Source organism: Nevskia sp. (assembly GCF_051860985.1).
GTDB lineage: Bacteria > Pseudomonadota > Gammaproteobacteria > Nevskiales > Nevskiaceae > Nevskia.
Genome location: NZ_JBIMKV010000003.1, coordinates 121,714 through 141,559, shown reverse-complemented (window position 1 = coordinate 141,559; position 19,846 = coordinate 121,714). Strand labels below are relative to the sequence as shown.

Annotated in this window: 12 protein-coding genes and 1 tRNA gene; 8 read left to right on the top strand and 5 right to left on the bottom strand. The window is 69.0% G+C overall.

Annotated features, from left to right (window positions below):
• Window positions 1-11: 11 nt before the first annotated feature.
• Both ACTIGJ_RS04280 and ACTIGJ_RS04275 read left to right on the top strand, forming a co-directional pair.
• Window positions 12-500, top strand: a complete 489-nt coding sequence (locus ACTIGJ_RS04280; protein ID WP_439639045.1) for a DUF2505 domain-containing protein — start codon at window positions 12-14, stop codon at window positions 498-500.
• 2 nt (window positions 501-502) lie between these two features.
• On the top strand, window positions 503-733 hold the full coding sequence (locus ACTIGJ_RS04275) for a DUF2970 domain-containing protein (protein WP_439639044.1): 231 nt from the start codon (window positions 503-505) through the stop codon (window positions 731-733).
• A 30-nt stretch (window positions 734-763) separates the two neighbouring features.
• Here the strand turns inward: ACTIGJ_RS04275 and mutS are convergent, their stop codons facing one another.
• Genes mutS through ACTIGJ_RS04260 form a run of 3 tightly spaced genes read right to left on the bottom strand, consistent with a single transcriptional unit; the run spans window position 764 to window position 4,056 of the window.
• Window positions 764-3,319, bottom strand: a complete 2,556-nt coding sequence (mutS, locus tag ACTIGJ_RS04270; protein WP_439639043.1) for a DNA mismatch repair protein MutS — start codon at window positions 3,317-3,319, stop codon at window positions 764-766.
• 49 nt (window positions 3,320-3,368) lie between these two features.
• Window positions 3,369-3,794, bottom strand: coding sequence for a type II toxin-antitoxin system VapC family toxin (locus tag ACTIGJ_RS04265; RefSeq protein WP_439639042.1), 426 nt, complete (start codon window positions 3,792-3,794; stop codon window positions 3,369-3,371).
• A 7-nt stretch (window positions 3,795-3,801) separates the two neighbouring features.
• Entirely contained in the window at window positions 3,802-4,056 is a 255-nt protein-coding gene (locus ACTIGJ_RS04260; RefSeq protein WP_439639041.1) for a type II toxin-antitoxin system Phd/YefM family antitoxin, read from the bottom strand.
• A 95-nt stretch (window positions 4,057-4,151) separates the two neighbouring features.
• On the opposite strand from ACTIGJ_RS04260, the gene ACTIGJ_RS04255 reads away from it, so the two are divergent.
• The gene (locus tag ACTIGJ_RS04255) at window positions 4,152-5,498 is read left to right on the top strand and encodes a class II 3-deoxy-7-phosphoheptulonate synthase (protein WP_439639040.1); all 1,347 of its coding nucleotides are present in this window, start codon (window positions 4,152-4,154) and stop codon (window positions 5,496-5,498) included.
• 36 nt (window positions 5,499-5,534) lie between these two features.
• On the opposite strand, the gene ACTIGJ_RS04250 is transcribed toward ACTIGJ_RS04255, so the two are convergent.
• Window positions 5,535-6,815, bottom strand: a complete 1,281-nt coding sequence (locus tag ACTIGJ_RS04250) for a hypothetical protein (protein WP_439639039.1) — start codon at window positions 6,813-6,815, stop codon at window positions 5,535-5,537.
• A 164-nt stretch (window positions 6,816-6,979) separates the two neighbouring features.
• Between ACTIGJ_RS04250 and ACTIGJ_RS04245 the strand changes: the two genes are divergently transcribed.
• A complete protein-coding gene (locus tag ACTIGJ_RS04245; RefSeq protein ID WP_439639038.1) occupies window positions 6,980-7,477 on the top strand; it encodes a hypothetical protein in 498 nt (165 codons plus the stop codon).
• Entirely contained in the window at window positions 7,474-13,191 is a 5,718-nt protein-coding gene (locus ACTIGJ_RS04240; protein WP_439639037.1) for an alpha-2-macroglobulin family protein, read from the top strand. The genes ACTIGJ_RS04245 and ACTIGJ_RS04240 overlap by 4 nt, the downstream gene beginning before the upstream one ends.
• Window positions 13,192-13,240: 49 nt before the next feature.
• Here the strand turns inward: ACTIGJ_RS04240 and ACTIGJ_RS04235 are convergent, their stop codons facing one another.
• Entirely contained in the window at window positions 13,241-15,499 is a 2,259-nt protein-coding gene (locus ACTIGJ_RS04235) for a TonB-dependent receptor family protein (protein ID WP_439639036.1), read from the bottom strand.
• A 370-nt stretch (window positions 15,500-15,869) separates the two neighbouring features.
• Between ACTIGJ_RS04235 and ACTIGJ_RS04230 the strand changes: the two genes are divergently transcribed.
• From ACTIGJ_RS04230 to leuC, 3 genes are all read left to right on the top strand, one after another.
• Window positions 15,870-18,035, top strand: coding sequence for a transglycosylase domain-containing protein (locus tag ACTIGJ_RS04230; RefSeq protein ID WP_439639035.1), 2,166 nt, complete (start codon window positions 15,870-15,872; stop codon window positions 18,033-18,035).
• Window positions 18,036-18,153: 118 nt separating this feature from the next.
• A tRNA-Val gene (locus tag ACTIGJ_RS04225) sits at window positions 18,154-18,228 on the top strand.
• Between the two features lie 211 nt (window positions 18,229-18,439).
• Window positions 18,440-19,843 (top strand): 3-isopropylmalate dehydratase large subunit, encoded by a 1,404-nt coding sequence (leuC, locus tag ACTIGJ_RS04220; protein WP_439639034.1) that lies wholly within the window; start codon window positions 18,440-18,442, stop codon window positions 19,841-19,843.
• Window positions 19,844-19,846 lie beyond the last annotated feature (3 nt).

Genomic DNA, 19,846 nt, shown 5'->3' with positions numbered 1-19,846 from the left:
GACGAGACCCGATGAAATTCGATGAAACCCACCAGCTGAACAAGCCTGCCGCCTCGGTGCTGAAGATGTATTCGGACCGCGGCTACTTCGAGCGCAAGTACCAGACGCTCGATGGCGTGAAGGACTTCGAGGTGCTGGAGTGCGAGCTGAAGGGCGACAGCTTCCGCATCCGTCACCGTTCGCAGCAGCGGTCCGACATCCCGATGCCGGACTTCGCGAAGAAGATCCTCGGCGAGTACAACACGGTGATCCAGCAGGACACCTGGAATCTCAAGACCGGCGTCGGCCGTCTGGAGATCGAGCTGAAGGGTGTGCCGCTGAAGATCAGTGCCGACATGAAGGTCGGCGGCAGCCCGAACGCCAGCAACACCTTCAGCTGGAATGTCAGCTGCTCGATTCCGCTGCTCGGCGGCAAGCTGGAAAAGCTGATCGCCGACGACATCCGCGCCAAGTCGGCCGCCGACATGGTGCTCAGCAACAAGTTGCTGGCGGACTACTGAACGTGAGCGAATCGCCTTCGACACCGCCGCCGGTCCGGCCGCCGTCGCTGATCGACACCATCCTCAGCGTGCTCGCCTCGTTCTTCGGCGTGCAGAGCCACCGGAACCGGGTACGCGATTTCTCCGCCGGCAAGCCGATGGTGTTCATCATCGTCGCCATCGTGCTGACCGTGGTGTTCGTGCTCAGCCTGCTGGCGATCGTCAAGCTGTTGCTGCGCGACGCCGGCGTCTAGCGCCGTACGCCGGCCCATGCGGCGTGGTGTTCAGCGCGCCTTCTTGAGTCGGTACAGCGCTTCGAGCGCATCGCGCGGGCTCAAAGCGTCCGGGTCGAGCGTGTCGAGCAGGGCCAAGGCCGGCGACTCGGGGGCCGCGAACAGCGCCAGCTGCGGCGCGGCGGCCTTCTTCGCAGCCGGCGTCGCGGCCTTTGCGGCGCTGACCTCGGCCGCCGCGCCGGCTTCCAGCGCGTTCAGTACGGTGCGGGCCCGGGCGATCACCGCCGCCGGCACGCCGGCGAGTGCTGCGACCTGCAGCCCGTAGGAGCGATTGGCCGGCCCCGGCTGCACCTTGTGCAGGAACACCAGCTGTTCGCCGGCCGCTGAGGCGTACTCGGCGGCATCCAGATGCACGTTGACCACGCCGGGCAGTTCGCGGGCCAGCTCGGTCAGCTCGAAGTAATGGGTCGCGAACAGCGTCCAGGCCCTGGATGTCGTCGCCAGATGCTCGGCCGAGGCGCGGGCCAGTGCCAGGCCGTCGTAGGTCGAGGTGCCGCGGCCGACCTCGTCCATCAGCACCAGGCTGTGGGCGGTGGCGTTGTGCAGGATGTTGGCGGTTTCCGACATCTCGACCATGAACGTCGACTGCGCCCGTGCCAGGTCATCGGCGGCACCGATGCGTGTGAAGATGCGATCGACCGGGCCGATCACCGCGTTCTCCGCCGGCACGAAGCTGCCGGCATGGGCGAGCAGCACAATCAGCGCGGTCTGGCGCATGTAGGTGCTTTTGCCGCCCATGTTCGGGCCGGTGATGACCAGCAGCCTTCTGCTGTCATCGAGCACCGTGTCGTTGGGCACGAACGGCGCGTCCAGTGTCGTTTCGACCACCGGATGGCGGCCGCCATCGATGCGGATGCCTGGCGAGGCGACCAGCGCCGGCCGGGTCCAGCGCAGGGCTTCGGCGCGCTCGGCGAAGGTGGCCAGCACGTCGAGTTCGGCGATCGCGGCGGCGGTTGCCTGCAGCGTTGGCAGATCGGCGGCCACGCGGTCGAGCAGCGCATCGTAGAGCTGCTTTTCGCGCGCCAGCGCCTTGTCGCGGGCGCCGAGCACCTGGTCCTCGTAACGCTTGAGTTCCTCGGTGATGTAGCGCTCGGCATTGGTCAGCGTCTGGCGGCGGATGTAATCGGCCGGCACCCGCGCCGAATGCTGCTTGGTGACCTCGATGAAGTAACCCTGGATGCGGTTGTAGCCGACCTTCAGGCTGTCGATGCCGGAGCGCTCGCGCTCGCGCAGCTCCATGGCGGCCAGATAGCCGTCGGCATTCGAGGACAGCGCGCGCAGCTCATCGAGTTGCGCATCGAAGCCGGCCCGGAACACGCCGCCTTCGCGGGCCAGCAGCGGTGGTTCGTCGACGATCGCGCGCGCCAGTTCGGCGGCCAGCTGCGGGTGATCGCCTAGCCGGCCGGCCAGCTGGGCCAGCAGCGGCGATTCGATCGCCGCGAAGCTGCCGGCAAGCGCGGGCAGGGCGGCCAGCGAAGCGCCGAGCCCGGCCAGATCGCGCGGCCGCGCCGAGCGCAGGGCGACACGGGCGAGGATGCGTTCGATGTCGGCGATCGGCTTCAGCGCCTCGCGCAGCGCGGCATCGGCGCGGCCATCGATCAGCAGCGCCACCGCGTCGTGGCGAGCTCCGACGGTGTCGCGATCCCGCAACGGCCGGGACAGCCAGCGGCGCAGCTGGCGGCTGCCCATCGCGGTCACACAGTGGTCGAGCACCGCGACCAGCGTGTGCGGTGTCGAGCCGGACAGCGAGTGCTCGATTTCCAGATTGCGCCGGGTCGCCGGATCGAGAATCAGGGCTTCATCGATGGTCTCTGCTCTCAGCCCGGTCAGGTGCCCAACCTTGGCTTTCTGGGTTTCCTGCACGTACTGCAACAGCGCACCGGCGGCGCCGAGTGCGACGGTCATTTCGTCGGCGCCGAAGCCGCGCAGGTCGCGGGTGCCGAACTGCTCGGTCAGCAGACGGCGGGCCGATGCGGCATCGAAATGCCAGACCGGACGGCCGCGTCCAGCGAGGCCGCCGAGTTCGTAGGCCGAGTCTTCCGGCACCAGCAGTTCGGAGGCGCGCAGGCGGTGCAGCTCGGCACGCCAGTCGCCGGCACTGATGGTTTCCAGCACCGAGAAGCGCCCGGACGACAGCTCCAGCCAGGCCAGCCCGAACTTGCCGCCGCCGACGCAGGCGGCCGCCAGCAGGGTCTGGGCGCGGGAATCGAGCAGCGAATCGTCAGTGGCCGTGCCCGGCGTGACCACCCGCACCACTTCGCGCCGCACCGGGCCTTTCTCGGCGCCGACTTCGCCGACCTGCTCGACGATCGCCGCCGACTCGCCCTGGCGGATCAGCCGGCCGAGGTAGTTTTCGAGCTGGTGATAGGGCACGCCGGCCATCGCGATCGGCGCGCCGTTCGACTCGCCACGCTTGGTCAGCGTGATGTTCAACAGCTTCGCGGCTTTGCGCGCGTCCTCGTAGAACAGCTCGTAGAAATCGCCCATCCGGTACAGCACCAGCGTGTCCGGATACTGTGACTTGATCGCGAGGTACTGCTGCATCATCGGCGTGTGTTCGCCGTTTTTTTTATCCGCCTGATTCACTGGACTGGGGTCACGGGGTCGGAGTCTTGAAGCCGAGGGAAGTGGCGATGCCGCGCAGCTTGCGGTCGAGCGTCACGAAGCTGTCGATCCTGTTCACTGATGCGGCCGCCAGATGCAGCGCGTCGCCGGAGCGCAGCCCCAGTTCCGCCTTGGCCAGCAGGCTGTCGGCCAGCGAAAAGCAGTCGGGTGTGATCGGCAGCAGTTCGACGTTCCGCGCGATATCGCTGGCATAGAGATGGCGCACGCGCTCGGCGGCGCCGACGTTCAGGCGGCCATCCCGCACGCGGCGCGAGATGGCGCCGGACATCTCCACCTGCGTCCAGCGGCTGGTACACAGGCCGTCCGGTTGCAGGCGGACGAACAGCGCTTCGACGATCAGGCGATCGGGGTCGTTGAGCAGCACCTCGGCGAAGGTGCTGGTGTCGATGTAGTGCACGGCCGCCTCAGTAGCGCTCTTCGTCGCGCATGTTGCGGATGTCCTCGCCGGCGCCGATGCTGCCCTGCGGCAAGGTCACGGCGAACGCGCGGATGGCGGCCCAGTCGATCTTCTTCGGCTTGGCGTCGGGCATCGCGACCAGCTTCACGACGCCGACGCCGCGCCGCGTGATCACCACTTCATCGCCGGCTTCGACGCGGGCAATGATCTCGCTCAGATGGCTTTTCGCTTCGGCAACGCTGACGGTGCTACTGCGGTCCATGGTCGGCTCCGGCGAGTTGGTCATGTCGATGGTCATCGTAGCACGCCGCCTATAATCCGCCCCCGCCAAAACCCTGATCCGGCAGCACCTGAACGATGACCTGGACCCCTGAATCCTGGCAGGCGAAGCCTGCCGTGCAGCAGCCGAACTACCCCGATGCCGCGGCGCTGGAAGCCGCGCTCGGCGAACTGCGTCGGCTGCCGCCGCTGGTCACGTCCTGGGAAGTGGATGTGCTGAAAGCGCGCCTTGCCGAAGCCCAGGCCGGCAAGCGCTTCGTGCTGCAGGGCGGGGACTGCGCCGAAAGCTTTGCCGACTGCGAATCGGCGCTGATCGCCAACCGGCTCAAGGTGCTGCTGCAGATGAGCCTGGTGATGGTTCACGGCCTGAAGATGCCGGTGGTCCGCGTTGGTCGCATCGCCGGCCAGTACGCCAAGCCGCGCTCGGCCGATGTCGAGACCAAGGACGGCGTCACATTGCCGTGCTACCGCGGCGATACCGTCAACCGGCCGGAATTCACGGCCGACGCCCGCATCCCGAACCCGCGGCTGCTGCTGGAAGGCCACAAGCGCTCGGCGATGACCATCAACTTCGTGCGCGGCCTGATCGACGGCGGCTTCGCCGATCTGCATCACCCGGAGTACTGGGACCTCGACTGGGTCCATCACGCGCCGCTGGCCGAGCAGTACTCCAAGCGCGTCGAAGCGATCACCGAGTCGGTCAAGTTCATGGAAACGCTGGCCGGCCAGACCATCCACGAGTTCAACCGCGTGGAGTTCTACACCTCGCACGAAGCGCTGCTGCTGGCTGCCGAGGCCGCGCAGACCCGCACCGTGCCGCGCAAGACCGGCTGGTACAACCTGTCGACGCACCTGCCGTGGATCGGCCTGCGCACGGCGGCCGTCGACGGCGCGCATGTCGAATACATGCGCGGCATCCGCAATCCGATCGCGGTCAAGCTCGGCGTGTCGATGAGTGCCGAATGGGTGCAGGAGCTCTGCCGCCTGCTGAACCCGGACAAGGAGCCGGGCCGGCTGACCTTCATCCACCGGCTCGGTGCCGGCAAGGTCGAGTCCGGCCTGCCGAAGATGATCGACGCGGTGCGCGCCGCCGGCCACGAGGTGCTGTGGCTCTGCGATCCGATGCACGGCAACACCCAGACCGCTGGCAACGGCCTCAAGACCCGGCGCTTCGACGACATCCTCGCCGAGGTCGAAGCCTCGTTCGCGGTGCACGCGGCCTGCGGCTCCCGGCTCGGCGGCGTCCATCTGGAACTGACCGGCGAGGACGTCACCGAATGCCTCGGCGGTGCCCGTGACCTGACCGAAACCGACCTCGAACGCGCCTACCGCTCCGCCGTCGATCCGCGCCTGAACTACGAGCAGGCGCTGGAACTGGCGCTGAAGATCGCGGCGCATGGCGGCCACGTGGACCAGCCACGCTGAGGCAATCCGACCAGCAGCGCGCCGACGGGTATCGGCCTAGGGCAGTTGCCGAGCCAGTATGTCGAGGGCGCTGAGTGCGCCGACCGGCGTGACCTCTCCTTCGAACCAGGTGGCAACGCTGTTGCGGCTGCTCAGGGCCAATGCCGGAGCGGATGCGCGGCTTGGCGGCGCCGGTGTGTCGATGCGCAGGATCGTCGACGCCGGAGAACCGCTGGCGGCGTAGCGGCGCCCCTTCAGGCGCGTGTCGAATGCTTCCGGATTCTCGTCGTCGCCACGGGTGATCACCAGATGGCTCCAGACGACGGCGAAGCCGCCAGCCGGATCGGCCGCCAGCGCTGGCGATGAAGCGTTGGCAGTGTTGCCCATGCCGGGAAGATCGATGGTGTCGTCGACCTCGAAGTCGCCGAGCACGGAGCCGTCGCCGTCAAAGCGGGTGATCACGACGCCGGCCTGCAGCAGACTGCCGAGATCGCTGCGCGTGTGAGCGCTAACGTAGCCTCCGCCGCTCAGGCAGGCGAGACGGACCGGGTCGGGCGTCCCGTCGGAGCGCCAGCCGAACGCCGTGGTTCCGCGCAGCTCCCCGTTGCCGGCATAGCGCTTCAGGCGCAGGTCGCCTTCGCCACCAGCGCGGGTATAGACGAGCGCGAACGCACCGTCTGCGGTGGTACAGACGCCGGGTGCCGGACGACGGAAGAACGGGTTGACGTCTTCCACCGCAACTTCAGGCCCGACGGGGACGCCGTCGAAGCTGAAGCGACGGAAGCGCACAGCAGTGCGCCCATCGGGGCCTTCAAACAGGCCGGCGAAGATTGCGATGCCGCCACCGTCGATGGCCAGTTCGTGCCGCGTGAAGCTCACCGGTACCGGGCGCGGCACCGGGTCCATCGCGACGCCTGCTGCCGTGTAGCGACGGATTTCCAGCCGCGCACGACCATCGGCGGCCGTCGAGGTGTAGCTGATTGCAAAACGGCCGCTGGCATCGAAGGCGACGTTCGGGGCGGTCTGTTCGCCGGCCGTGCTGGTGTTGACTGCGAATTCGGCGCCAAGCGGGCTGCCATCCGCTGCATAGCGACGCGCGAAGACGCCGCTGCCATTGCCGTCAGGGCCCTGCCAGGTGATCACGTAATGGCCGTTGCCGTCGCTCGCGATGTCCGGCGCAAGCTGGTCGCCGGCAGTCGTTGTGTTGACGGTAAATACCGGCCCGGCGACAGCAGCGATCGGCAGCAGGGCAGCCGCCGCCAGCCAGATCTTGGCGCGGGTACGGATCGGCGAATGGGTTCGGCTTGGCATGACGCATCCCCTGAAGGCGGCCGGCAACGGTGCGCGGCAGCGGCAGCGTAGTGGCGAGTCTGTCAACGCCACGTGCAGATCCGGGCGAGCCCGGTACCGCTGTCGTGGTCATTTCAAGCCATGATCGAAACCTGCCCCATTTCGCCGTGATCGCTGCCATCCTCGCGACCATCCGCCAGTGGAGTTGTCCCATGCGCCGATATGCGCTGCCCGCCGTCGTGGTCCTGATTGCCGCCGTTGCTGCTGCGCTGTGGTGGTCCGGGCGGGCCGGCCGCGAGGCGGGCGATGACTATGACTACGCGGCCGCCTTCGAGTCGCTGGACCCGGCGAGCCGTGCGCCGCTGTTCCGCATTGCCGAGGTCGCCGGTCGCCCGGAGGCGGAAGTCGCGGCGGTGCTCGGGCCGCCGTGGCAGTGCGAAAGCTCGCGCTACTCGCGCCGCTGCCGCTACGCGCCCGGTGCGACCGAGGTGGTCTACATCGAAGGCAAGGCCGACTGGCTCACCGTCACCGCGCTCGGCGATGCGCCGCTCGATGACCAACTGCTGATGCGCATCGGCCTGCAGCCGGTGCCGGCCGGCACGGCCAGCGACCAGGAACGCGTCTGGCCGAGCTTGGGCGGCCTGCGCGAGGTGCGGGCCTACGGCACGCCGGACCGCGCGCAGTTCCTGCGCATCAAGGTGAAGTCGTGATTGCCCGTCGGCTGCTCGCCGCGCTGGTGCTGCTGGCGGTGCCGGCGCTGCATGCGGATGGCCTGAACCTGCTGCGAATCACGCCGGCCGGCGAGGAGGTCGAGCCGTCATCGCAGCAGATCGTGCTGAGCTTCGACCGGGCCGTGGTGCCGCTCGGCCGGATGGCGCGCAGCGCCGAGGAGGTGCCGGTCATCATCACGCCGGCGCTGCCCTGCGAATGGCGCTGGCTGGACCCGCAGAACCTGGCCTGCAACCTGCCGGATGACGCCGCGCTGACCGCGGCGACGCGCTATCAGATCGACGTTGCCGCGAGCTTGCAGACCGAGGACGGCGCGCGCCTGACGCGCGCGGTCCGCCACACGTTCAGCACGGCGCGGCCGGCCCTGCGCTACGCGACGATCGATGGCTGGCGCAGCCCGACGCGGCCGGTGATCCGGGCGCTGTTCGACCAGCCGGTCACGGCGGCGTCGGTGGCGGCGGCTGCGCGGATCGCCGGCGCCGCCGTGACCGTCGAAGCGGTGCCGGACGATGAGGAGACGCCGTACTACGTCCCAGCGCTGCACGGCATGGCGGCCGGCGAGGCGAGGTCGCGCTGGTGGCTGCTGCCGGCCGCCGAACTGCCGGCTGATCGCGACGGCGAGCTGCGTATCGGTGCGGGTCTGGTGTCGGCCTTCGGGCCGGAGCGTGGCAGCGGCAACAGCGACGGCAGCGCGCGTTTCCACACTTTCGGCCCGTTCCGGCTGCTGGGCCTGCGCTGCGGCGGCGCCACTGCACTGATGCAGCAGCGGGCCGACGCCGCAACCTGCAATCCGCTGCTCGGGCCGGCGCTGGTGTTCAGCGCGCCGGTGATTGCCGCCGAGAACGGCCGCCGGCTGGCGATTGCCCCGGACCCCAAGGGCGGCCGCAGCGACTACGACCCCTGGGCCAATGCCTACGGTGGCTGGAACGCCGGCACCGACAACCGTCGCGCCGATGGCTATGCGCTGAACATGCCGTTCACGCTGAAAGCGGCGGAGTCCTACACCGTGGCCGGCGGCAGCGACCTGCGCGATGTCTTCGGCCGCAGCCTGCCGGCGCCGTTCGAGCTGCGCTTCCGCACCGCACACCGCAGTCCGGCGCTGAGCTTTTCGCATCCGCAGGCGGTGCTGGAGGCCGGAATCGATTCCGAAGTGCCGGCCGTGGTGACCAATCTCGACCGGCTGGAACTGGCCGTGACCCGTACCACCGCGGACGGCGTGCGCGAATTGCCGCCGGCCACGCGGCCGGTGGCGGCGGCCAAGGACATCGCCTTCGCGATGCCGCTGGATATCCGTGCGCTGCTCGACGGCCGCAGCGGCATCGTCGACGGCTGGCTGCGCAGCGCTCCGCCGGTGCGCGCCTACACGAAGCAGCGGCCGGGCGAACCGCTGTTCGCCCAGGTCACGCCGTGGCAGGTGCACGCCAAGTTCGGCCATTACGACACGCTGGTCTGGGTCACCGAATTCGCGACCGGCAAGCCGGTGGCCAATGCCGAGGTCGCGCTGTTCGTCGCCCGGCCGCCGACCTGGGCGCCGCAGGCGGCCGAGCAGCCGAGCGTGCGCACCGACGCCGCCGGCATGGCGGTGCTGCCGGGTGCGGCCGATGTCGACCCGCTGCTCGAATACACCGGCTGGGACGCCAAGGCGCCGCTGGCGGTGCGGGTGGTCAAGGGCGGCGATCTGGCCGTGCTGCCGCTGACCGACAGCTTTTCGGTCGACACCTACCGGGCATCCGGCTATTCGGTCTACGCCGGCCGCCAGCAGCGGCATGGTCACCTGAAGGCCTGGGGGACGACCGCCCAGGGCGTCTACCGGGCCGGCGACGTGGTCCAGTACAAGCTGTACGTGCGCAACGACGACCGCCGCGGGCTGCGGCTGCCGGAACGCGGGCCGTACCAGCTCAAGGTGCTCGACCCGGCCGATCAGGTCGTGCACCAGCAGGACGGGCTGACGCTGTCCGATTTCGGTGCGCTCGACGGCAGCTTCACCGTGCCCCGGCAGGGCGCCGTCGGCTGGTATCGCTTCGAGCTGGAGGCCAGCTTCGCCCGAGTGCCGGGCAAACGCAGCGGCGATGCCGACCTGCGCTCGGAAACCCTGTATCCGATGCAGGTGCTGGTCTCGGATTTCACGCCGGCGCCGTTCCGGCTGGCGGTCGACATCCGCGCCGCCCGGGTCACGCCGGGGCAGCCGTTCACCGCCGGCTTGCGTGCCAGCCTGCATGCCGGCGGCGGTTTCACCGGTGCGCCGGCGCAGCTCAGCGCCCGAATCGACGCCCAGCCGTTCAGCAGCGCCGACCCGGCCGCCAGCGGCTTCCTGTTCGACGACGAGACCGGCAACGAGGCGCGCGGCAGCCGTGGCATCGCCGAGAAGCGCGACCTGACCAACGCCGCCGGCGAGTTCAGCGCCGAGCTGCCGGCTCCGGACAGCGAGATCGACTGGGGCGCAGTGCGCGTGGAGGCCAGCGTGCGCGACGATCGCGGCCGCGCGATCGCCGCGACGGCCTCCGTGCCGTACGCCGGCCGCGACCGCTACATCGGCCTGAAATCGACCGACTGGCTGCTGGAGCAGGGCAAGCCGGCATCGGTGGCGACGCTGGTCGTCGATGCCGAAGGCCGGCCGGCGGCGGGCGCGCCGCGCTATGTCAGGGTCGAACGGCGCGAGGTCAAGGTCGCCAAGGTCAAGGATGTCGGCAATGCCTATGTATCGCGCTACAGCGAAAGCTGGGTCACGGTGGCGACCTGCAAGGGCCGCTCGGCGGCAGCGCCGGAGCGCTGCGCGTTCACGCCCGACGCCGGTGGCCAGTACCGGATCACGGCGATGGTGCGCGACAGCCGCAACCGCCTGCATCGCAGCTCGGCCTGGAAATGGGCGGCCGGCAAGAACCGCTTCCTGTGGGAAGACGCCGACGACTTCGGCCTGAGCCTGGAAGCCGATCGCAAGACCTACAAGGTCGGCGACACCGCCCGGGTGCTGGTCAAGAACCCGTATCCCGGCGCCACGGCGCTGGTCACCACCGAACGCTTCGGCGTCATCGACAAGCACACGCAGGTACTGGACGGCTCGACGCCGGTGATCGAGATCAAGATCACACCGGATCACCTGCCGGGCTTCTACCTGTCGGTGGTGGTGCAGTCGCCGCGAGTCGCCAGCCCGCCGCCGGATGGCGATGTCGATCTCGGCAAGCCGACGTTCCGCATGGGCTATGCCGCGATCGCGGTCGACGATCCCTACCAGCGCATTGACGTCGGCGTCAGCGCCGATCGCGAGCGCTACCGGCCGCGCGACCGGGCGAAGCTGACGCTGCAGGCGCGACCGGTAGCCGCCAGCAGCCAGCCGATAGAGCTGGCGGTGGCGGTGGTCGACGAAGCGGTGTTCGACCTGATCCGCGACGGCGCCGCCTACTTCGATCCGTATCGCGGCTTCAACCGGCTCGATTCGCTCGATCTCGCCAACTACAGCCTGCTGACCCGGCTGGTCGGCCGGCAGAAGTTCGAGAAGAAGGGTGCTACGCCGGGCGGCGATGGCGGGGCGGATCTGAGCCTGCGTTCGGTCGATCGCTTTGTCGCCTACTGGAATCCGTCGCTGAAGGTTGACGGCCAGGGCCGTGCGACGTTCGACTTCGTGCTGCCGGACAACCTCACCGCCTGGAAGGTGCTGGTGCTGGCGGTGACGCCGGATGACCGCTTCGGGCTGGGCAGCGGACGGCTGATCGCCACCAAGGACACCGAGCTGCGCTCGCTGCTGCCGAACCAGGTGGTCGATGGCGATCGCTTCCGCGCCGGCTTCTCGGTGCTCAACCGCGCCAGCCGGCCGCGCACGCTCGCCGTGACGCTGGAAGCGAGCGGTGCCGCCCGCGCCCGGCACACGCAGTCGGTGACGCTGGCGGCCTTCGAGCGCCAGACCGTGTTCGTCGATGTCGACAGCGCGCTCACCGGCAACGTGGCGGGCGACATCCGCTTCACGGCAACCGCCGGTGATTCGGCCGATCGCGATGCGCTGAGCGTCACGCTGCCGGTGCGGCCGCGGCGGGCCACCGTCACCGCCGCTGATTTCGGCGTGCTCGACGGGCCGCCGTACCGGCTGCCGCTGCGGGTGCCGGCGGGCAGCCTGCCGGGCGGCGAGATCGCCGTGCAGTTCACGCCGAGCGTGCTCGGGCCGCTCGACGGGGCCTTCCGCTACCTGCGTGATTACCCGTACCAATGCTGGGAACAACGGCTCACGCGCGGCGTGATGGCCGCCCAGTACAGCCGGCTCAAGCCCTGGCTGGACCCGGCGCTGCAATGGCCGGACCCGGCCGCCAGCACCGAAGCCCTGTTCAGCGAGGCGGCCAGCTTCCAGGCACCGAACGGCGGCATGGCGTTCTGGCAGGCCGACGACCGTCACGCCAGTCCGTACCTGTCGGCGTACACGGCGCTGGCCTTCGAGTGGCTGCGCGAGGCCGGCCTGCAGCCGCCGGCTGCCGTGCAGCGCAAGCTCGACGGCTATCTCGACGGCCTGTTGAAGAAGGACGCGCCGGGCCTCGATGCAGAGGCCAGCGCCAGCCTGCGCAGCATGGTGCTGGCGGTGCAGGCGCGGCGCGGCAAGCTGAGCCTGGCCGAGCTGGACCGGCTGGCGCCGGCGCTGCCGCGCATGGGGTTGTTCGGGCAGGCGCTATACCTGGATGCCGCGCGACGCGTTGATGGTGCCGATGCCCAGACCCGGCAGGCGCTGGACCTGCTGCTGGCGCGCGGCCAGCAGAGCGCCGGCAGCCGGCTGCTGCGGGAGACCGATGATCGCGCCTGGGAGCCGCTGCTCGGTTCCGAGCTGCGTTCGAACTGCGCGGCGCTGGCGGCGCTGGTGTCGGTCGGCGATGACCGCATCGATGCCGACGCCAGCACCCGCGAGCTGCCGGCGACGCTGGTCCGCGCCATCACGGCGGCGCGCGGCGGCCGCGAGCACTGGCAGAACACGCAGGAAAACGTGTTCTGCGCCAGCGCGCTGGAAGCCTATGCCCGGCGCTACGAATCGGCGGCCCCGGCCATGACCCTGGAAGCGCTGCTCGATGGCCAGCCGTTCGGCAAGGCGGCGTTCACCACCCCGCGCGATGCGCCGGCGACGGCAACGCGGCCGATCGTGGCTGCCGACATCGGCCGCGACAGCACGCTGGAATTGCGTCACACCGGGCAGGGGCGCGGCTACTTCACCGCCCGCGTGCGCTATGTCGAATCCGACGAGCAGGCCCGTGCCGCCCAGGCTGGCTTCAGCCTGAAGCGGCAGTACGCGGTCTATCGCGACAAGGCCTGGCAGCCGCTGGCAGCGCCGATGGCGATCCGGCGCGGCGACCTGGTGCGCGTGGAGCTGACCGTCAGCACGCCGGCCGCGCGTCGCCAGGTGGTGGTCGACGATCCGCTGCCCGGCGGGCTGGAGCCGGTCAATCCCGATCTGGCGACCGCCAGCGGGCTGGCCGCCGAGGACACCGAGCCGCCCGGCTCGGCCTGCCCGTATCCGTTCTATCACCGCGAACTGCGCTTCGATGCGGCGCGCTGGTTCGCCGATGAACTGGCGGCCGGCAGCTACCGGCTGTACTGGGTCGGGCAGGCGGTGGCGAGCGGCCGTTTCACCGTGCCGGCGCCGCACGTCGAAGCGATGTACGACCCGGACGTGTTCGGCAACGACCTGCCGGCGCAGCTGACGATCGACGAGGCGGGACCGCCGTGAGCGCTGGCGACGACAGCCACTGCGGCTGTCGTCGCGCGCGGCCGGGTGGCTAGAAGCGGATCGTCACGCCGCCGATCACCGTGCGCGCCGCGCCCGGGCGGATACCGTTCTCGATGTCGACGATGTAGGTCTTGTCGGTCAGGTTGCGGCCGGTCACCCACAGCTCGGTGTTGGGACTGACCCAGGGCACCGTCACGCCGATCCGCGCCGACAGCAGCGTGTTCGACGGCACCCGGCCCAGCACCACGACCTCGCGGATTTCCACCGAATCGCCAGCTTGCACCGGTTCCCGGTCCTCGTTGGCCAGTGCCAGGTCGCGGGTGTTGAGCAGGTCGGAGAAATAGCTGCCGAAGTGGTTGACGGTCAGCGAGGCGGTCCACAGCGCGCCGCCTTTCAGGCCGATGGTCAGGCTGCCGGCGTGCAACGGCGTTTCCGGCACCCGGTTGCCGTCGATGTCGTCGCCTTCGGTGAACGTCGAGCGGGCATAGCTGTAGGCCAGCTGCGAGAACGCCGAGATCGAGGTGCCGGGCAGCGATGGCGTTTCGTAGTTCAGGCCGAGATCGAAGCCGACCGAACGCGAATCGGCCGCGTTCACGACCACGTTGGCGTCATCGACCGTGTACGGCAGCTGCACCACGGTGTCGTAGATGACGTTGTAGAAGGCCGCCACCTCGGCGTTCAGGCCCGGTGCCAGCCGGGTGCGGAAGCCGATCTGGCTGTTGATGCCGGTCTCCGGCTTCAACGGAAATTCGTCCGCCGAGCGCGCGAACGCTGGCGTGTAGCCGCGCGCCACATTGGCGAACACCTGGGTCTTGTCGAAGCCGGTGTACAGCAGCGCCAGACTCGGCAGCGCCAGCAGGCGGTCGTCCTGCTCGCCGTCGAAGTTGAAGGTCGAGCCGGTGAAGCGGCGCTCGCGGTGCTGCGTGTAGTGCTCGATGCGCAGGCCCGGCGTGATCTGCACATCACCGAACTGCACCGCGTTCTGCAGATAGCCGGCGATCGCGGTCGCCTGGTACTTGTCGAGGCGGGCCGCCGCGAGGTCGTTCGTGCCGAAGTTGGTACCGCGCCTGCCGATCGAGATCACTTCGCCGACGTCGCCGAACTCGCGACCATCGTCGAACAGCGAGCGGGTGCCCTGGACGCCAAACGACAACTCGTGGCCGATGCTGCCGGTGCTGAAATTCACCACTGCACGCGACTCGGCGCCGTAGTTCTCGTAAAGGCGGGCACGGCTGACCATCACGCCGCTGACGCCTTCGACGAACTGATAGTCGGGGTCTTCGTACTCGAAGGCCGGCAGCGCGTCGACCGAGATCTCGTCGGGATCGACGGTGAAGCGGGCGCGGTCGGTGCGGGTGGCGTAGATCCGCGACGACACCGTGATGCCGCTACCGTTGAACTGGTGCTTGAGGTCGTACTTCGAGAAGTTGACGCCGATGGTGTTGTATTCCTGCCCGAAGCGGCCGAGCTTGCGGCGCGGCGCCAGCGCGTACTCCACCGGCGTCAGGTTCGATTCGTCGTAGTTCGAACGTTCGCGCAGGTGGCTGGCGCTGAATTCCAGCGAGTGCCGATCGTTGATCCGGTATTCGATCTCGCCGTAGAAGTCGTCGAAGCGCGATTTCTCGACATCGAAGGCGCCGTCGGCGCTGGCGCCGGTGTAGGCGAGGGCAATGCCGAAGTCGCCGATCGTGCGGGTATGCGACAGGTGGCGCTGGGCGTTGTCGTCGTTGCCGTAGCCGATCTCGAACTTCGTCTGCGGCGTCACGGTCGGCGACAGCGACCGGAAGTTGATGATGCCGTGGTTGTTCAGCGGCCCGTAAATGACATGGCCGGTGCCCTGCAGCACCTCGATGTTCTCCAGCCGCTGGAACGGCGGCGTGTAGTGCGCCGAGGAATCCAGGTACGGCGAGGCATTGATCGGCACGCCATCTTCCAGCAGCAGCACCTTGCGGCTGCGCCGCGACGGCGCGCCGCGCAGGCCGATGCCGGAACGGCGGCCGGCGATGTCGTCATCGATGATCCGCAGGCCCGGCACCGCGCGCAGCGCTTCCTGCAGCGTGACCGGCCGCAGGCGGTCGAGCTCCTCGGCGGTCAGCTGGCGGGCGGTGCCTGCGGTGTTCTCGATGGCCCCGACGAAGGTGCCTTCGACCAGCACGGGTGTCAGGGCCACGGCCTCGTCGCTGCCGCTGTCTGCTTTCGGGGCGTCGGCCGCGCGTTCCTGGGCGCCGGCCGGCCCGGCCAGCAGGGCGCCGGCGGCGAACAGGGCGGCAGCCAGCGGAATCGGCCGCTGGCGGGGGAATGTCGGCATGGGCTGTCTCCTCCAGATGGTTCTTGTCGGTCGGGTTCCGGGGCCTGGGCCCCAGATCGCCGGGCATCATGGGAAACGGCTGCAGCGGGCTGAATGGGAAATTTTCCTCGTGGAGAGCCGATAATGTCAGTTCCTCGTCAACTGCTCGAAAAATTCAGAAACGACTGATGATCCTGGCACTTTCAATCGACAATTCTTTCATTGTCAGTGAGGACGGGATTCGAAAAGCGCTTGAAGCATCGACGGAATCTTCCGAAAAGCAGGGCTTCGGGCGTGGATCGCTCCCGCATTGCCGCTAGCAAAGGACAAGGCGGTGTTTTCCCGCCACCGCCGGTTTGCCGGCCGTGCGGCTGGCGCTAGCATCGCCGGCATGTTCCGCCTGCGCCGCTTGCTGCTGCACCCGCTGCCACTGGCGCTCGCGCCGGCAATGCTGCTGGCGCTGGCCACCGCGCTGGCGCAGCGGCCCTTGCCGCATCGCCTGGTGCCGGAGGCGCTCGACGGCACGCGCGCCGACGTGCTGGATGCCGCTGGCCAGCCGCTGACCCGCCATTACCAGCAGCGCTGGAATACCGCCGACCGCCTGCCGCTGGCGCAGCTGCCGGCGTTCCTGAAGATCGCGATCGTCAGCGCCGAGGATCGTCGCTACTGGCAGCACGGCGGCATCGACTGGCGGGCGCGGCTGGCGGCGGTCTGGCAGGGTCTGCAGGCCGGGCGGGCGGTGCGTGGCGCCAGCACCATCAGCGAACAGGTCGTGCGGCTGCTCCATCCGCGTCCCCGCACGCTGTGGTCGCGCTGGGTCGAAGGCTTCGAGGCGATGCGGCTGGAAGCGCGGTTCTCCAAGCCGGACATTCTCGAGTTCTATCTCGATCAGGTGCCGTACGGCGGCCATCGTCGCGGCCTGCGGCAGGCGGCGCGTTATGCCTTCGGGCGCGAACCGGCCACGCTCAGCGAAGCCGAGATGCTGGCGCTGGCAGTAATGCCACGGGCACCGAGCCGGCTTGATCCGGTGCGCGACGCCGCCGCCCTGCGCGGGCCGATGCGGCGGCTGGCGCTGCGGATGGCGGACGACGGCCTGATCGATGCGGCCCGTGTCGAAGTCCTGTCGACCCCGCCGCCGGCCCTGCGGGCCGATGACGACAGCGTGCCGGCCGCCCATTTCGTCGCCGAGGTACGGCGCCGGGCGCGCGCCGACAGCAGCCCGGTGCTGCGGACGACGCTCGATGCCGGCCTGCAGCGGCAGGCGCAGCGGCTGCTCGAACAGCGGCTGCGGGAACTGGCCGGCGTCGGCGTTCGCCAGGGCGCGCTGCTGGTGGTGGCGCTCGACGGCAGCCGCGTGCGCAGCTGGAACGTGGCCAATCTCGACGCCGACGAGGGCGAGATCGGCATCGACACGGTGCTGACGCCGCGCCAGCCCGGCTCGGCGCTGAAGCCGTTCGTCTATGCGCTGGCGCTGGAGCACGGCTGGACCGCCGCCACCCGCATCCGCGACGCACCGACCGCCGCCCATGTCGGCGACGGCCTGCATCCCTACCGCAACTACTCGCGGCTCAGCTACGGCGAGGTCAGTGTTCGCGAAGCGCTCGGCAATTCGCTGAACGTGCCGGCGGTGAAGGCCTTGCAGTTCGTCGGCGGAGCCGAGTTCCTCGGCCTGCTGCAACGGCTGGGCATGAGCGGCCTGTCGGCCCATCCCGATCACTACGGCGATGGCATTGCCCTTGGCAATGGCGAAGTCACCCTGGCGCAGCTGGTCGATGCCTACGCGACGCTGGCCCGGCAGGGACAGCGGCAGCCGTTGCAGCTGTTCGACGACGACCGCGACCGCCAGCCGCTGCAGCCGCTGCTGAGCCGCGAAAGTGCATCGATCATCACCGACATCCTGTCCGACCCCCGGGCACGGCTGCTGGAGTTCGGCGATGGCGGCCTGCTGCGTTTCCCGAGCCAGACCGCCGTCAAGACCGGCACCTCCAGCGATTACCGCGATGCCTGGTGTCTTGCCTACAACCATGACTACGTGGTCGGCGCCTGGATGGGCACGCTTGACGGCGCGGCGATGGACGGCGTTACCGGCTCGATCGGGCCGGCGCTGCTGGTGCGTTCGGTGTTCGGCTGGCTGGACCAGCGGCAGCCGTCGCCGCCGCTGCGCCTGAGCCCGCGCCTCGAGGCGCGGATGATCCGGGACAGCGATGGCGGCGAGCGCCGCGAATGGTTCGCGCCGGGCACCGCACCCGAGGTCCCGGATGCGCCGGCCGCCGCCTGGACCGGCAGCGCGCCGTTGGTGCCGAGCCTGCTGCAGCCGTTCGAAGGTCTGCGGCTGGCGCTTGATCCACGGGTGCCGGCCGAGCAGCAGGCGCTGGAATTCCAGCTGGCGGCGGTGGCTGCGGACGAGTCAGTGCGCTGGTTCGTCGACGAAGCGTTGGCCGGCGAGGGCAGCGGCGCCCGCTTCCAGTGGCCGCTGCGCCGTGGCGAGCACATCGCCTATGCCGCCGCTGCCGATGGCCGCTGGCGGACCCCGGCAGTGCGCTTCCGCGTGAAGTGAGCGGAAGGCCGGTTGCGGCGCGGCTTTCGGCCTGCCGCCGGCCGGCTGAAAAATCTGTCCGGAAGCGCAGAATTTTCGTTGCAGTGCGGCAGGTGCATCCCTATAATGCGCGCCTGCCGGACAGTTAGCTCAGTGGTAGAGCATCGCCTTCACACGGCGGGGGTCACAGGTTCAAGCCCTGTACTGTCCACCAACACCAAAAGGCCCGATCGCAAGATCGGGCCTTTTTTGTTGGCGGAAGGCGCTTCCCGAAGCTGGCGTGCCGGAGCCAGATGATCGGCAACGACATCCGATTTCCTGCAGTCGAATTCCGATCGCGACTGCCGACGATGCAAAGGATTCATTGGAGTAATGAAAGACGCGCTCCTACACTGCGCGCCGAACCTGACCCCTCCGGTGCTGCGATGGCTGCAAAGACGCTCTACGACAAGCTTTGGGACGCCCATGTCGTCAAGGACAATGGCGATGGCTCCGCGCTCATCTATATCGATCGCCAGCTGCTCCATGAAGTGACCAGCCCGCAAGCATTTGACGGCCTGCGTCTGGCCCAGCGCCAGCCGTGGCGGCTCGACGCCAATCTCGCGGTGGCCGATCACAACGTGCCGACCACTGATCGCTCGGTCGGCATTGCCGATCCGATCTCGCGCGCGCAGGTCGAAGCACTCGACGCCAACTGCGACCAGTACGGCATCACCGAATTCAAGATGACCGACGCCCGTCAGGGCATCGTCCACGTGATCGGCCCGGAGCAGGGCGCCACGCTTCCCGGCATGACCGTGGTCTGCGGCGACAGCCACACCTCGACCCACGGTGCCTTCGGGGCCTTGGCCTTCGGCATCGGCACCTCGGAAGTCGAGCACGCGCTCGCCACCCAGACCCTGGTGCTGAAGAAGTCGAAGAACATGCGCGTCACCGTGCGCGGCAAGGTGGCGCCCGGCATCACCGCCAAGGACATCGTACTGGCGATCATCGGCAAGATCGGCACCGCCGGCGGCAACGGCCACACGATCGAATTCGCTGGCGAAGCGATTGCCAACCTGTCGATGGAAGGCCGGATGACGGTCTGCAACATGGCGATCGAGGCCGGTGCGCGCGCCGGGCTGGTGGCCGTCGATGCGACCACCATCGCCTACGTGCAGAACCGGCCGTTTTCGCCGAAGGGCGAAGCGCTTCAGAAAGCCATCGCCTGGTGGAACACCCTGCATTCGGACGACGGTGCAGTGTTCGACCGCGAAGTCGAACTCGACGCCGCGTCGATCCAGCCGCAGGTCACCTGGGGCACCAGCCCGGAAATGGTGCTGCCGGTCGACGGCCGGGTGCCGAATCCGGCCGCCGAAGCCGATCCGGTCAAGCGCAACTCGATCGAGCGGGCCCTGGCCTACATGGGCATCGCCGCCGATCAGCCGATCACCGAGATCGCGATCGACAAGGTGTTCATCGGCTCCTGTACCAACTCGCGGATCGAGGATCTGCGCGCGGCCGCCGGCGTGCTCAAGGGCAAGCGGATCGCCGGCAACGTCAAGCTGGCGCTGGCCGTGCCGGGGTCGGGCCTGGTCAAGCGGCAAGCGGAAAGCGAAGGCCTGGACAAGGTCTTCATCGACGCCGGCTTCGAATGGCGCGAGCCGGGCTGCTCGATGTGTCTCGGCATGAATGCCGACCAGTTGAGCCCGGGCGAGCGCTGCGCCTCGACCAGCAATCGCAACTTCGAAGGCCGCCAGGGTGCCGGCGGCCGCACGCATCTCGTTTCCCCGGCGATGGCCGCTGCCGCTGCGGTGGCCGGCCGTTTTGTCGACATCCGGAGCCTCTAAGCC